The sequence below is a fragment of the Streptomyces sp. NPDC005202 genome (genome assembly GCF_040608235.1).
Lineage (GTDB): Bacteria > Actinomycetota > Actinomycetes > Streptomycetales > Streptomycetaceae > Streptomyces.
This window is the reverse complement of sequence record NZ_JBEXHW010000032.1, coordinates 55,142-68,915: the sequence shown is the minus strand read 5'-3', so window position 1 is coordinate 68,915 and position 13,774 is coordinate 55,142. Positions and strand designations below refer to the sequence as shown.

The 13,774-nt window shown below is 70.9% G+C and carries 10 protein-coding genes; all 10 read right to left on the bottom strand.

What is annotated here, in order from left to right:
• Positions 1-2: 2 nt before the first annotated feature.
• The 10 genes from ABZV31_RS31235 to ABZV31_RS31190 all read right to left on the bottom strand — a co-directional run bounded on the left by ABZV31_RS31235 (position 3) and on the right by ABZV31_RS31190 (position 13,747).
• Complete coding sequence (locus tag ABZV31_RS31235) at positions 3-2,639, bottom strand: tetratricopeptide repeat protein (RefSeq protein WP_355900252.1); 2,637 nt, start codon at positions 2,637-2,639, stop codon at positions 3-5.
• Positions 2,636-3,973: a hypothetical protein gene (locus ABZV31_RS31230; protein WP_355900251.1), complete on the bottom strand. Its 1,338-nt coding sequence runs from the start codon at positions 3,971-3,973 to the stop codon at positions 2,636-2,638. The genes ABZV31_RS31235 and ABZV31_RS31230 overlap by 4 nt, the downstream gene beginning before the upstream one ends.
• 52 nt (positions 3,974-4,025) lie before the next feature.
• Positions 4,026-5,033: a glutamate ABC transporter substrate-binding protein gene (locus tag ABZV31_RS31225; protein ID WP_355900250.1), complete on the bottom strand. Its 1,008-nt coding sequence runs from the start codon at positions 5,031-5,033 to the stop codon at positions 4,026-4,028.
• 14 nt (positions 5,034-5,047) lie between these two features.
• The gene (locus tag ABZV31_RS31220; protein ID WP_355900249.1) at positions 5,048-6,511 is read right to left on the bottom strand and encodes a hypothetical protein; all 1,464 of its coding nucleotides are present in this window, start codon (positions 6,509-6,511) and stop codon (positions 5,048-5,050) included.
• 467 nt (positions 6,512-6,978) lie between these two features.
• A complete protein-coding gene (locus ABZV31_RS31215) occupies positions 6,979-7,950 on the bottom strand; it encodes a BadF/BadG/BcrA/BcrD ATPase family protein (protein WP_355900248.1) in 972 nt (323 codons plus the stop codon).
• Positions 7,941-9,206 carry a 6-phospho-beta-glucosidase gene (locus ABZV31_RS31210; protein ID WP_355900247.1) on the bottom strand — a complete coding sequence of 422 codons (1,266 nt, stop codon included), beginning with the start codon at positions 9,204-9,206 and terminating at the stop codon, positions 7,941-7,943. Before ABZV31_RS31210 ends, ABZV31_RS31215 begins: the two co-directional genes overlap by 10 nt.
• A gap of 85 nt (positions 9,207-9,291) precedes the next feature.
• Positions 9,292-10,185 carry a carbohydrate ABC transporter permease gene (locus ABZV31_RS31205; protein ID WP_355900246.1) on the bottom strand — a complete coding sequence of 298 codons (894 nt, stop codon included), beginning with the start codon at positions 10,183-10,185 and terminating at the stop codon, positions 9,292-9,294.
• Between the two features lie 2 nt (positions 10,186-10,187).
• Positions 10,188-11,129, bottom strand: a complete 942-nt coding sequence (locus ABZV31_RS31200) for a sugar ABC transporter permease (RefSeq protein ID WP_355900245.1) — start codon at positions 11,127-11,129, stop codon at positions 10,188-10,190.
• Between the two features lie 7 nt (positions 11,130-11,136).
• A complete protein-coding gene (locus ABZV31_RS31195; protein WP_355900244.1) occupies positions 11,137-12,474 on the bottom strand; it encodes an ABC transporter substrate-binding protein in 1,338 nt (445 codons plus the stop codon).
• A gap of 61 nt (positions 12,475-12,535) precedes the next feature.
• A complete protein-coding gene (locus ABZV31_RS31190; RefSeq protein ID WP_355900243.1) occupies positions 12,536-13,747 on the bottom strand; it encodes an ROK family transcriptional regulator in 1,212 nt (403 codons plus the stop codon).
• Positions 13,748-13,774 lie beyond the last annotated feature (27 nt).

Sequence of the window (13,774 nt, the reverse complement as noted above, 5' to 3'; positions counted from 1 at the left end):
AACTACACCCACGTCCGGGGGCGGTAACGGTTGGCACGTTCCACCAGGTCGATCCTCTCCTCACCGCCGGGCGCCAGCCGGGCCAGCGTGCGGTACGAACGCTCCAGGCCGAAGCGGAGTCCCCGCTCGTCCAGGTCGCTGCCGAGCAGCACCCGCCGGGCGGCCGGGTCGGAGGCCTGGCCACCGGAGAGTATCCAGTCCAGCGCGCAGCCGAGGACTTCCGCCGACAACTGCTCGCGCCGCGCCGGGTCCAGACCGTACGCCTCCAGCGCCTCGACCTGCCCGGCAGCGGCGGTCAGGTCCTCCAGGAACGGTGCGTCGGAGGCGACCGCCGTGCGTTGACGCAGCCGTGCTCTGACGGCCGCCACGCGTGCGGCCGTGTAGTGGATGGAGGACTCCGGAACCGACTCCAGGGTCCGTACGGCCCCGCGCCGGTCGCCGGTGGCGAGCTGGACGCGGGCCAGGCCGAACCCGGCGCTCACATAGCTCGGGTCGGTGGACCACACCAGGCGGTAGTACTCGGCGGCGTTGTCGAGCTGGCCGAGCACCTCCGCGCACAGGCCGAGCGCCAGCTTCGGCGCGACCTCGCCGGGGAAGGCGTCGTAGATCGCGTCGAAGGCGAGGGCCGCCTCCTCGTGGTCGCCGGTGACGAGGGAGGCGACGCCGCGGTACCAGACCACCCGCCAGTCGTCGGGGTCCTGCTCCTCCAGCTTGCGCAGGGTCTCGAGCGCGGTGGCCGACTCGCCGGTCTCCAGCCGGGCGCGGACCTGGCGCAGCCGGGTCTCGGCAGACTGCGCCGGTGCCGCCGCGAGCGCGTTGATCAGCTCGCCGGGCGCGGACGTCAACAGGCCGGCGAGGAAGGCCGCGTTGGGGTCGGAGGGATCGACGTGCGGAACGGGCAGGGCGAGCGCCGCGGCCGGCGTGTTGACGGGCCTGACGACGCTGGAAGTGCTCGGAATGCTCAGGGTGCTCGGGGTTCCGTTGCCCAGGGCGTTGGCGGCTGCGCCGCCCGGCCGCTCGGCACCTGCGGTGCCCGCAGAAAGAGCGGGGGAGTGGGAGGGAACGGGCGCGGAGAGGTGGCCCTGCTTCCTCGCCCGCACCACCCGCGCTCCCAGGCGTGACACGTCCCCGTCCAGCTTCGGGAACAACTCCGTGTCCATCACCTTGAGTTCGGGACCGAACAGCGTCGACAGGGCCGGCCGCGCGCGTCCCGTCTGCAGGGAGACGACCTCCCGCAGCACGCCCGTCAGCTGCTCCGACATCTCCTGCGCGGAGGCGAACCGGCGGGCCGGATCGGGGTCGGTGGCGCGGACCAGGAGCCGGTAGAAGGACTCGTACTGGCGGAAGACCTCGATGTTGTCGGGGTCGGGCAGGGAGTCCACGAAGACGTTCGTGTAGCCCTGGAAGTCGAAGGTGAGGACGGCGAGCGTACGGCCGACGGTGTACAGGTCGCTCGCCACCGACGGGCCGACCTCCGCGACCTCCGGCGCCTGGTAGCCGACCGTGCCGTAGATGGCCGACTCGTCGTCGTCCATCCGGCGCACCGCGCCCATGTCGATCAGCTTGAGCTGGTCCTCGGTCTGGATCGCGTTGTCGACCTTGAAGTCGCAGTACAGCAGGTTGCGGCTGTGCAGGTGGCCGAGGGCCTCCAGGGCCTCGATGCCGTACGCGCAGGCCTGCTCCACCGGCAGCGGGTCGCGCTTGCCGTCCGGTGTGCGGCGGGAGTTGGCGATCTCCTTCAGCGACTTGCCGCCGACGTACTCCATGACGATGTAGCCGTCGAGGGAGCCGGTGCGCTGGTCGAGGTGCTCGACGAAGTTGTAGATCCGCACGATGTTGGCGTGCTCGATCTCCGCGAGGAAGCGCCGCTCGGAGATCGCGGCCGCCATGGCGTCCTGGTCGCCGGTGTCGAGCAGGCCCTTGAGCACCACCCAGCGGTCGGAGACCGCGCGGTCCACGGCGAGGTAGATCCAGCCCAGGCCGCCGTGCGCCAGGCAGCCCACGACCTCGTACTGGCCGTGCACGATGTCGCCGGCCTTCAGCTTCGGCACGAACGAGTACGGGTGGCCGCACTTGGTGCAGAAGCCCTCCGTACGGCCCGGCCGGTCGCCGCGGGCGCGCCCGACCGGCGCCCCGCAGTCGGAGCGCGAGCAGAACCGCTTCCGCTCCGGCACCTCGGGGTTCTCCAGCACCATCGAGCGCGGGTCGGGCCGCGGCACCTGTGGCACCTGCACCAGACCGGCACCTAGCCGGCTGCGGCCGGACGACCCGGCGGTGGAACCGGAGCTGCGCACCGACACCGAACGGCTGCTGGACCGGCCCGACAGGGAGCGCGAGAGCCGTCCCGACACCGAGCGGCGCGACTTCGACGACTGTGAGGACGTACGCGAACTCCGGGCGCTGCGGGAACTGCCGCTGCCCGCCGAGCCGCGCGAGCCCCGGCCGCCGCCGGTGACGCCGGTGGGCGGCGAGCCCACCATGCCTTCCCCGAGCTCTCGACCGCGCTCGAGCAGGGGAGACCCCGATGCCGACACCACCGGAGCGAGACCGCACGTGTCGCAGTACAGCTCGCCGCCGCCCACGTCCTCGTAGGTCCCCCCGCAGCCGGGCCGCTGACAGTTCTGCCCTGCCTGACTCATGAAGACTCCCCCCTCCGGTCCTCGGGCCCGCCCTGCCTCGGCACGCGCGAGGTGCCGAGCAGTTCGGCGGCCGCCTGCTGGTAGCGCAGCACGGCCTGTTCGGCGACGCGCAGGTCGCAGGGCGCGCTCCACAGCATGCGGCGTGCCGTGTCGTACCGCTCGACCAGCAGCGGGTCCTCCGCCAGGCCGTGCCGGGCGACCTTCGCCTTGTACGCGTCGAGGCGGCCGCGCAGCTCGGCGCGGACCGCCAGTGGCGCGGTGACCGCGGTCAACGACTCGCGGGCCCGCATCAGTTCGTCCTCCGCCTTCTGCTCCAACGACTCCAGGAGCGGCGACAGTCGGTGCCACTGGGCCTGTCTGCGGTACTCGGCGGCCGTCGCCAGCTGCTCCTGCAGCGCGGTCGGCGGGCCGCTGACGACCGGCACTTCCGTGGCGGCGATCTTCGCGAGGACCTCACCGCGTGCGGTGCGCGCCTCGGCGAGCGTGCGGTCCGCGCGGGAGAGCACGTCCCGCAGCTTGATCAGCCGCTGCTCGGCGTCCTGCCGGACGCCGAGCACGGCGTCGATCTCCCGGCGCACCTCCTCCAGGGCCTGCGCCTCACGGTCGTAGAGCGTGGTGTCCGGCTTGCCGCCGCCCGGCGCCGAACTCCCCTGCGCCGGGATCCAGAAGGCGAGCGGGTCGGAGATCACCTGCTCGCGCAGCTTCGTCAGCGTGCGCGTGATGCGCTCCAGGTCGTCGCCCGCCGGGTGCTCGCCGGGCCGGACGCCGACCGAGTGCGCAAGCCGGCGGGTGCGCTGGAGCTCCGCGGCCAGTAAATCGATGCGGGCGGGCAGCGCCGACCATACGGCGTCGGCGGCGACGACCATGTCCAGCGAGCTCGCGTACAGCTCGTTCATCCGGTCCACCAGCGCCGCCAGCGAGAACCGCTCGCTGAGCCTGCCGGAACCGCCGTGCAGCGTCGGCGCGTTGGCCGTGGCGACCGCCGTCGCCGCGCCTGCGACCGTGACGGACTCGCCGCGCAGCAGCTCGGTCAGCTCCACCAGGTCCTCCCTGCTGGACCAGCGGCGGCGGGCGCGGATCTCCCGGGCGGTGCGCAGGGCGTCCGTGTACGCGTCGAAGTACGCCCACAGCAGCGTGATCGACGCCTCTGTGGCGGTCCAGCGTTCCTTGGTGAGGCCGGTGAGCTCGGCGCCCTCGAGGAGTCTGCGGCCCGCGTGGTCCTGCAGGGCGAGGAGCGAGGTCTCGATCGCCTCGTGCTCCGCGCCGAGCCGCGCCAGCGCACGGTCCACCTCGTCCCGGTCCATCACCGGCCCGGCGGGGTCCGTGACGCCCATCGATCACCTCTCGCTGCTGTGTTCCGTCAGTCGTACGTCGGTCGGTGGCGGGTCACTTGTAGTTCGCCGCCGGCGGGGTCGCCGACTCCGAGTCCTTACCCAGCGTCGGGGACAGCCACTTGTCGTACGACGTCTTCCATCCCCCGTCCTTGCGGTAGTTCTCCAGTATTCGGTTGACCTGGCGTACCAGATCGTCGGCGCCGCGCTTCATCGCCACGCCGTAGTACTCCTGGGTGAAGGTGCCGCCCTTCAGCGCCACCGTCGGGTCCTGCGCGGCCTGGCTGGCGGCGAGCGCGCCGTCGGTCACCACCGCGTCCACCTCGCCGAGTTGCAGCCGCACCAGGCAGTCCAGCTGGTTGGGGACGGTGGTGGAGATGTCGGTGGAGGCGGGGAGCTTGCCGGTCTTCCTGTCCGCGGACAGCTGGTCGTACGCCGTGGAGCCCTTCGCCGAGCAGATCTTCCGGCCGGCGAGCGTCCGGTCGTATCCCGTGATCGCCGACGTCTTCGGCGCCAGGACCTGCTGGCCGGTCAGGAAGTAGGGGGCGGAGAAGGCGACCTGCGTCAGGCGGTCGCAGGTGATCGTCATGGTGCGGACCACCATGTCGACGCGGCCGCTCTTGATCGCGGGGATGCGCTCGTTGGTGGGGATGGCCCTGAACTGGACCTTGTTCTCGTTGCCCAGGATGTCATGGGCGATGCGGTGAACGAGGTCGATGTCGAAACCCTCCAGCTCGCCGGAGGAGTTGTTGGGGTTGCGGTAGCCCCAGCGGTAGCTGTTCTGGTCGACGCCCACCGACAGATAGCCGCGAGCCCTGATGGCCCTGATCGTGTCGCCCTCGGCGCCCGACGGGGACAGGCTCTGGTCCTGCGGGTTCTTGCACTGCTCGGCCTTGGCCTGCAGGGCCTGGGCCGTCCGCCGTCCGCCGGCCGAACCGCCGTCGCCGTGCGACCGGATGAGCGGCAGCAGCAGGACGAACGTCACCGCCAGGGCGCAGACGACCGCCATCGCCCCCACACCGCCCCAGCCCTTCAGGCCGGCCCGCAGACGTCGTGCCCGCATCGTCACGCCCCCTTTCACCGGTACTCCGACAGCCTGCGCCCGATGCCCAGCACGGCGCCGGCCGCGCCGAGGGCCGCGAGCGCCGCGGAGCCGACGGGCAGGCCGGTCATCGCGTCCCGGCCGTTGCCTGCAGCCTTCTTGAACTCGTCGGTCTCGTGGGTGAGCGCCGACGCCAGGGAGGTGTCGACGTTGTCGAAGCACTCGCCCGTCGACGCGTCCTTGGCGGTGGTGCCGATGACCCGGTCGCGCGCCTTCTGGTAGTCGCCCGAGTCGTTGGCCTGGCGGGCCAGCTTGTGCCGGGACTTCCAGACCTTCATCGACTGGTTCGCGACCTGCACGGGCTTCCTGCCCGCCGTGTCGTCGGCGAGGTGGTCGGCGTCGGCGAGCCTCCTGCCCAGCGCGTCGATCTCCTGGTCGTACGCCCAGTCGTAGGCGTCCATGACCGTGCCGTCCTTCAGCGTCTTGGTCTCCGCGCCGCGGCTGACCAGGGTCAGGTTCTCGTCGCTGCGGGCCTTGAGGGAGGCGATGCGGGCGTCGTGCAGCACGTTCAGCGAGCGGACGCCGTGGGCGTAGGAGCCGTTGAGGCCCGCGCGGGCGACGCTGTGGCCGATGACCAGCCACAGCAGGACCACGGTGGTGCTGGCGGTGGCGGCGACCAGGCCGTGGTTCAGCACCCGGTTCGTGCGCCGGTAGTTGCGCCGCTGGGCCCACGCCAGGGCGGCGAGGGCGAGGACGCCGAGGGCGATCGCGGCCCAGGGGTACGGGGTCGCGTCCGCGTAGTCGGCGCGCAGGCGATGGTTCTCCTTCTGGTAGAGGTCCTCGGCCGCCGGGAGCATCTGTTTCTGCATCGTGTCGTTGGCGGCGCGCAGGTAGGCGCCGCCGACCGGGAAGCCCTGGCGGTTGTTGGCGCGGGCCGACTCGACCAGGCCCTTGTAGCGGGGCAGGAGCTCGTTGAGCTTGGTGATGGTGGCGGCGGAGGGGGAGCCCGGGTCCGAGTTGGCGGCGGCGGTGACGAGCTTGGCTGCCGCGGTGCGGACGTCGGACTCGTAGCGCTCGCGGGTGGCTCTCGTCTCCTGAAGGCCTGCCAGATAGCCGCTGGTCGCCATCGTGTTGGCGTCGGCGAGGGAGCGGTAGATGTCCGCGGCGTCAAAGCTGAGGGGCTGGCTGCTGTGCAGCACGTCGTCGGCGGCGGTGGCGCGGTTCGTTGTCTGCCAGGCGGTGACGGCGCCGAAGGCGACGACGAGGAGGGCGAGGACGGCGCCGATGATGCGCAGCCGGCCGGGTTCGGTGGTGGCGGCGGCGCGCAGGCGGTCGACGCCCTCGGCGAACGCGGTGCGGCGCGGGGGCGCGGGGGCCGTGGCGGGGGACGGCGGGACGGGGACAGGGGGCTGCCCGGGTCCGGGTTGTGGTGGTACGGCCGGCATGGTGGGCAGGCCGGATCCCGGTGGTGCCGTGCTGCTCTTCGGCGGGTGTGTCACTGTTGACCTCCCCCGTGGTCATCCGTCGCCGCAAGTCAAGTATCGCTGCCGGGACTGACATCCGCACCGGCCTTCACTGGATCTTGATCGGATTGCAGCGCAGTCGCCCTACGGCGCACAACGCAACGCCCCGCACCACCCCTTGCCCATGAATACGCCGGGGGAATCGGTTCGGTTCCCTCGGCCGGGTGGGTGACCTGGGTCGGACGGCACGTCCCGCTCCCGCCGTCGTCGAGCCGCGGGCAGGTGCGCCTCTCCCAAGTGCCGTGCCGCCCCGGGGGTCTCCAGGGCGGCACGGGGGGTGCTGGGGGTCTTCCAGGGCGGCACGGGGGGTGCTGGAAGTCTCCAGGGCGGCACGGGGTGGGGGTCCCCTGCTCGAAGAGCTCGGGGGAAGGCAACCCGCCGGCACCGGGCTGCGCGACCCACGTGGCGGCAACCGCAGCGCCGGGCAGCCACCAAACCGGCGCTCAGGATTCGAAGTACGCCCGCACCCTCTCCTGCACCTCCGCCGGCGCTCCCACACGGTCCAGCCCCAGCAGCGCCGCGCCCAGCACCGGACGCGCCCTGACCACCTGCGGTACCGCCTTCGGCGCGCGCTCCGACAGCAGTTCCCGGATGCGGTCGTCCAACTGCGGATGCTGCGCGGCCAGGACGCCTCCGCCCAGGAGGACAGGGGTCTCCTCGTCCAAGAGGTCCAGGCGGGTCAGGGCGATTGTCGCCATCACCACCACCTCCTCTGCCAGGCGGTGGACGATCGCGCGGGCGACCGCGTCGCCGTCGGCTGCCGTGGCGAACAGAACGGGAGTCAGCTCGTGGCGGCGGTGGTGTTCGACGTGTTCCAGGTGCAGGGCCTCGATGAGGGCGTACATGGAGTCGAGGCCGAAGTGGGCGGGGAGCGTGCCCGCCAGCGTCGTGGGGGCGCCGCGGCCGTCCTCCGCGCGGGCCGCGTGCCACAGGGCCTCCTCCACCAGGCCCCAGCCGCCGCCCCAGTCGCCGGAGATGCGGCCGAGGGCCGGGAAGCGGGCGGTGCGGCCGTCGGGGCGCATGCCGACGCAGTTGATGCCGGCGCCGCAGACCACCGCGACGCCACGGGGTTCGGCCACGCCCGCGCGCAGGATCGCGAACGTGTCGTTGCGGACCTCCACCGTCGAGCCCCATGCGCGCGCGTGCAACGCGGCCGCCAACTGTTCCTCCTCGACGGGGAGGTCGGCGTTGGCCAGGCAGGCCGAGACGTGGGCCACCGACGTGACTCCGGCCGCCGCGTAGGCCCGCTCGACCGTTTCCGCCAGTGCGCCCACGGCTGTCTCGACGCCCACGGCCGGCGGCCGGAAGCCGGCGCCGCGGGCCGTGGCGAGGACGCTGCCGTCGGCCGCCACGACCGCCACGTCGGTCTTGCTGTTGCCCGCGTCGATGGCGACGACGCTTGCGGTCAGGCCCACGCGAGGTGCTCCCGGTTGTGCGCGATCAGCTGGTCGGTGAGGGTGTCGGCGTAGGCGTACTGCCCGATCAGGGGGTGGGCGAGCAGGGCGCGGAAGACGCGGTCCCGGCCGCCGCGCAGCGCCGCCTCCAGGGCCAGGTCCTCGTACGCCGTGACGTTCGCCATGAGGCCCGCGTACAGCGGGTCCACGGGCGGGACGGGGAGAGGAGTCGGCCCCTTCGGTCCCACCGCCGCCTGTACCTCGATCACCGCGTCGTCCGGGAGGAAGGGGAGGGTTCCCTTGTTGTGGGCGTTCACCACCTGGTACGGGCTGCCGCCTCCGCCCAGCAGGGCCGCGGCCAGGTCCACCGCCGCCTCCGAGTAGTAGGCGCCGCCGCGCTTGGCGAGCAGGGGCGGTTTCTCGTCGAGGGTCGGGTCGCCGTACATCGTCAGCAATTCGCGTTCCATCGCCGCGACTTCGGCTGCCCTGGACGGTTTCCTGCGCAGTTCCTCCACGACCTCGTCGTGCGCGTAGTAGTAGCGCAGGTAGTACGACGGGACCACACCCAGGCGGTCGAGGAGCGGGCGGGGCAGGTGCAGGTCGTCGGCGATCGTGTCGCCGTGTTCGGCCAGCAGCTTGGGCAGGACGTTCTCGCCCTCGGGGCCGCCCAGGCGCACCCCGGTCTCCCAGGTGAGGTGGTTGAGGCCCACGTGGTCCAGGTGGACGTCCTGCGGTGCGAGGCCGAGCATCCCGGCGAATTTCCGCTGGAAGCCGATCGCCACGTTGCACAGGCCGACCGCCTTGTGACCGGCCTGGAGCAGGGCGCGGGTGACGATCCCGACCGGGTTGGTGAAGTCGATGATCCAGGCGTGGGGGTTCGTACGGCGGACCCGTTCGGCGATGTCCAGGACCACGGGGACCGTGCGCAGGGCCTTGGCCAGGCCGCCCGCGCCCGTCGTCTCCTGGCCGACGCAGCCGCAGTCGAGGGGCCAGGTCTCGTCCTGCCGGCGGGCGGCCTGGCCGCCGACGCGGAGCTGGAGCAGGACCGCGTCGGCGCCCTCCACGGCCGCGTCCAGGTCGGTGGTCGTCACGATCCGGCCGTCGTGGCCCTGGCGGGCGAAGATGCGGCGGGCCAGGCCGCCCACCAGCTCCAGGCGGTCGGTCGCCGGGTCGACGAGCACCAGTTCCTCGATGGGGAATGTGTCCCTGAGCCGGGCGAAGCCGTCGACGAGTTCGGGGGTGTAGGTCGAGCCGCCGCCGACCACGGTGAGTTTCACTGCAGATTCCTCGCTTTCAAGCACCGGGAGCGGTTTTTGTCGGCCGGGGTCCGGGGGTTGTCCCCCGGGGAAACAGAGCATGCCTTCAACCCTTTACTCCGGTGAGCGTGACACCCTCGACGAACGCCTTCTGGGCGAAGAAGAACACGAGGATCACGGGGGCCATCACCAGCACGGTGGCGGCCATGGTGAGGTTCCAGTCGGTGTGGTGCGCGCCCTTGAACGACTCCAGGCCGTAACTCAGGGTCCAGGCGCCCGGGTTCTCCGAGGCGTAGATCTGGGGGCCGAAGTAGTCGTTCCAGGCGTAAAAGAACTGGAAGAGGGCGACGGCCGCGATGCCCGGCTTCGCCATGGGCAGGACGACCTTCAGGAGCGTGCGCAGGTCGCCGCAGCCGTCGACCCTCGCCGCGTCCAAGTACTCGTTCGGGATCGTCATCAGGAACTGCCGCAGCAGGAAGATGGAGAACGCGTCGCCGAACGCCATCGGGATGATCAGCGGCCACAGCGTCCCGGACAAATCCAGTTGCTTCGCCCAGAACAGGTACATGGGGATGATGATCACCTGCGGGGGCAGCATCATCATCGAGATCACCAGCATGAGCGACAGGTTGCGCCCCGGAAAGCGGAACTTCGCCAGCGCGTACGCCACCGGGATCGACGACACGACGGTCAGGACGGTGCCGAGGCCGGCGTAGATCAGTGTGTTCTTCCACCAGGTCAGGAAGCCCGGCGTGTCGAAGACCTTCCGGTAGTTGCCCCACTCCCACGTGTGCGGGATCAGGTCCCGGCTGAGCGCCTGGCTGTCGCTCATCAGCGAGGTCAGGAACACGAACACGAAGGGGAGCGTGAAGAACAGGGCGGCCGCCACGCCGAGGGAGTGGATCGCGATCCACTCCAGGACCGCCCTGCGCCGGGCCGTGTGCTCGGCGGGGGAAGCGGGTGCCTTCAGTTCGACCGGCTTGTCCAGCACTTGGGTCATCGTCAGTCACCTGCCTGGATGAGACCGCCCCGGCGCCGCATCAGGAACGCGGTGAACACCATCGACAGGGCGAAGAGGACCAGTGCCACCACGCAGGCCGAGCCGTAGTCGAAGCGCTGGAAGCCGAGGTTGTACACGAGCTGGGGGAGGGTGAGCGTGGACTTCTCCGGGTAGCCGGGCTCGAACTGCGTGCCCGCGCCCTGGATCACGCCCGAGGCGACCTTTCCGGCGATCAGCGGCTGCGTGTAGTACTGCATCGTCTGGATCACCCCGGTGACCACCGCGAACATCACGATCGGCGAAATGTTCGGCAGCGTGACGTACCGGAAACGCTGCCAGGGCGAGGCGCCGTCCAGCTCCGCCGCCTCGTACTGCTCCGTCGGTACGTCGAGCAGCGCGGCCATGAAGATGACCATCAGGTCGCCGACGCCCCACAGGGCGAGCAGGGTCAGGGCCGGCTTGGACCAGGCGGGGTCGTTGAACCAGCCCGGGGCCGGGATGCCGATCTTCTCCAGGAGCGAGTCGACCGGGCCCGTACCGGGGTTGAGGAGGAAGGCGAAGGCCATGGTGGCCGCCACGGGCGGGGCGAGGTAGGGCAGGTAGAAGAGCGTGCGGAAGAGGCCCGTACCCGTCTTGATCTTGGTGATGAGGATGCCGACGCCGAGTCCGAAGACGACCCGGAGGGTGACCATCACCAGGACCAGCCACAGGGTGTTGCGCAGGGCGGGCCAGAACAGCGGGTAGTTCTCGAAGACGTACGTCCAGTTCTTCGTGCCGCTCCACGTCGGCGGTTTGAAGCCGTCGTAGTGCATGAACGAGAAATAGACGGTCGAGATCAGCGGATACGCGAAGAAGACCGCGAAACCGATCAGCCAGGGCGACATGAAGGCGACTGTGCGAAGCGCCGCGCGGCGGCGCTTCGACGCCAGGGTTACGGTGCTCATTCCCGTACTACTTCGCCTGCGCGATGTTCGTGTCGATCTGCTGGGCGGTCTTTTCCAGGCCCGCCTTCAGGTCCTTCTCCTTGCCGCTCTCGTAGTCGTAGCCGAACTGCTGGATCGTCACCAGGTACTGGCCGCCGTTGATCGACGCGGGAGTCGTGGTCGAGTTCGGGTCGGCTGCGATGTCCAGGAACGTCTTGAAGCGCGGGTCGTACTTCAGCTTCGGGGACTTCAGGGCGGCCAGCGTGGACGGCACGTTGTGGATGTCGTTGGCGAAGCCGACCACCGCGTCGGTGTTCGTGGTCATGTACTTCACCAGCTCCCAGGCCGCGTTCTGCTTGTGGCTGGTGGCGGCGATGCCGGCGATGGTGCCGGTGATGTAGCCCTTGCCGTACTGGTCGGCCTGGTCGTCGGGGACGGGCAGCGGGGCGACGCCGATGTCGAACTTCGGCTTGGCGTCCACGGCCATGCCCAGCCGCCACTCGCCGTCGAGTTGCATGGCGACCTGACCGGTGTGGAAGGGGTGCTTGGGGCCCCACTCGTCGCCGAGCGTGGCGCGGTACTTCTCCAGCTTCCGGTAGCCGCCGAGTTCGTCGACGAGCCTCTTCTGGAGCTTGAAACCGGCCTGGAAGGCGGGGTCCTTGGCGAGGTTCGACTTGCCGCTGGAGTCGAAGTACGTCGGCGAGAACTGCGCGAAATAGTGCTCGGTCGTCGACTCCCAGCCGTGGTAGTCCGGCATGAAGCCGAGCTGCTGGTAGCTGTCGCCCTGGGGGATCGTCAGCTTCTTGGCGTCCGTCTCGAATTCGGACCAGGTCTTCGGCGGGCTCTTGATGCCGGCTTTCGCGAAAGCCGTCTTGTTGTAGTAGAGGCCGTACGCGTCGCCCAGCAGCGGCACCGTGCAGCGGTTGCCGTCGAACTGGGTGTACTCGTTCATCGCCTTCGGAAACGTTGTCTCCGGTTCGATGCCCGACTTCTTGAAGAATGGGTTGAGGTCCACCAGCGCGCCCGAGGAGCAGAACTTGCCCACGTTGTTGGTGGTGAAGGAGGAGATCACGTCCGGCGCCTTGTCGCCGCCGGTGCGCAGCGCCTGGTTGATCTTGTCGTCGGTCATGTTGCCGACGACGTTGACGTGGATGTTGGGGTGCGCCTTCGCGAAGCCGGCAATCAGTGACGTCACGGCCTTGACCTCGTTCGGCGCGCTCCACGCGTGCCAGAAGTTGATGGTCGTGTCCTTCGACGCGTCGTCGGTCGCGCCGGAGCCCGACTGGCCGGTACAGGCGGTGGCGAGGAGGGCTATGGAGGCGGAGGCGGCGAGAGCGATGGCCGCTTTTCGGGATACTTCGGGCATGGCTGGATCTCCCTGGGGCGGGCTCGGGGCGGTGAGGGAAGGGGAGGTCGGGTACGGCGGGTCAGCGCGAGGTGTCGAAGACCTCGTCGCGGGTGGCCGCGAGGGCACTTTCCAACGCGCCGCGCAGCACGGGGTGTTCACGGACATCGCCGACGACGAGGTGAGGCCGGGAGGCGGCCAGCTCCTCCAGCTCGGCCTGGACAAGGGCGCGCAGCACCTCGCCGCCGGCGGTGAGCGAGGCGCCGCTGAGGACGACGAGTTCGGGGTCGATGACGGAGACGAGGGAGGCGAGACCGGTGGCGAGCCGGGTCGCGTACGTCTCCAGGAGCTGGTGGTGAGGGCCGGTGGCGTGGTCGGCGGCCTGCGCGACCAGGGTGGCGGCGGCCTCGGCGTACGGGCCCGTCGGCACGTCCGTGATGCCGAGCTCCCGGGCCAGCTTCGGCAGCGCCTGCGAACCGGCGAGCTCCTGGTAGCCGCCGCTGTTGGCCTTGGTCACCTGGCGGACCAGGGGGGTACCCGGAACCGGCAGGAAGCCGACCTCGCCGGCGCCGCCGGTCCAGCCGCGGTGCAGCCGGCCGCCGAGAACCAGCGCGGCGCCGAGGCCCTCCTGGTTCCACAACAGGACGAAGTCCCGGTGGCCGCGGGCCGCGCCGAGGCGCTGCTCGGCGATGGCGACGAGGTTCACGTCGTTCTCGTACTCGACCGGCATCGGCAGGGCGGCCGCGAGTTCGTCGAGCAGGGTGGGGGAGTGCCAGCCGGGCAGGTGGGAGGCGTAGCGCAGCCGGCCGGTGTTGGGGTCGAAAGCGCCCGGGGTGCCGATGACGAGGCGGTGGATGTCGTCCCGGGCCAGCCCCGCCGCCTTCACCGCGCCGTCGAGGGCGTCGGTGACCTGCCGGACGACGGGCTGGGCAGGGCGCCTTCCGGGGGTGGGCAGCTCGTACTCGCCGACCGTGCGGCCGGTGATGTCGGCGACGGCGGCGCGGATGCGGTCGGGGGTGACGTCCAGGCCGGCGGCGTACGCGGCGGCCGGGTTGACCGCGTACAGCTGGGCGTTGGGGCCCGGGCGGCCCTCACTGGTGCCGGTGGCCAGGACCAGCCCCGCGGCCTCCAGGCGGGCCAGGAGCTGGGAGGCGGTCGGCTTGGACAGGCCGGTGAGCTTGCCGATCCGGGTGCGCGACAGCGGTCCGTGCTCCAGCAGGAGGTCGAGGGCGGCGCGGTCGTTCATGGCGCGCAGGACGCGCGGGGTGCCCGGCGTTCCGGCGGTTCCTGCCATGTGTCTCGACACCTGCCCTTCAACTGC

What these genes read in the sequence shown, in the direction of transcription:
- ABZV31_RS31205 (WP_355900246.1), bottom strand. Translation starts at nt 10,185, where the DNA reads ATGACCCAAGTGCTGGACAAGCCGGTCGAACTGAAGGCACCCGCTTCC.
- ABZV31_RS31225 (WP_355900250.1), bottom strand. Translation starts at nt 5,033, where the DNA reads ATGCGGGCACGACGTCTGCGGGCCGGCCTGAAGGGCTGGGGCGGTGTG.
- ABZV31_RS31230 (WP_355900251.1), bottom strand. Translation starts at nt 3,973, where the DNA reads ATGGGCGTCACGGACCCCGCCGGGCCGGTGATGGACCGGGACGAGGTG.
- ABZV31_RS31200 (WP_355900245.1), bottom strand. Translation starts at nt 11,129, where the DNA reads ATGAGCACCGTAACCCTGGCGTCGAAGCGCCGCCGCGCGGCGCTTCGC.
- ABZV31_RS31235 (WP_355900252.1), bottom strand. Translation starts at nt 2,639, where the DNA reads ATGAGTCAGGCAGGGCAGAACTGTCAGCGGCCCGGCTGCGGGGGGACC.
- ABZV31_RS31195 (WP_355900244.1), bottom strand. Translation starts at nt 12,474, where the DNA reads ATGCCCGAAGTATCCCGAAAAGCGGCCATCGCTCTCGCCGCCTCCGCC.
- ABZV31_RS31190 (WP_355900243.1), bottom strand. Translation starts at nt 13,747, where the DNA reads ATGGCAGGAACCGCCGGAACGCCGGGCACCCCGCGCGTCCTGCGCGCC.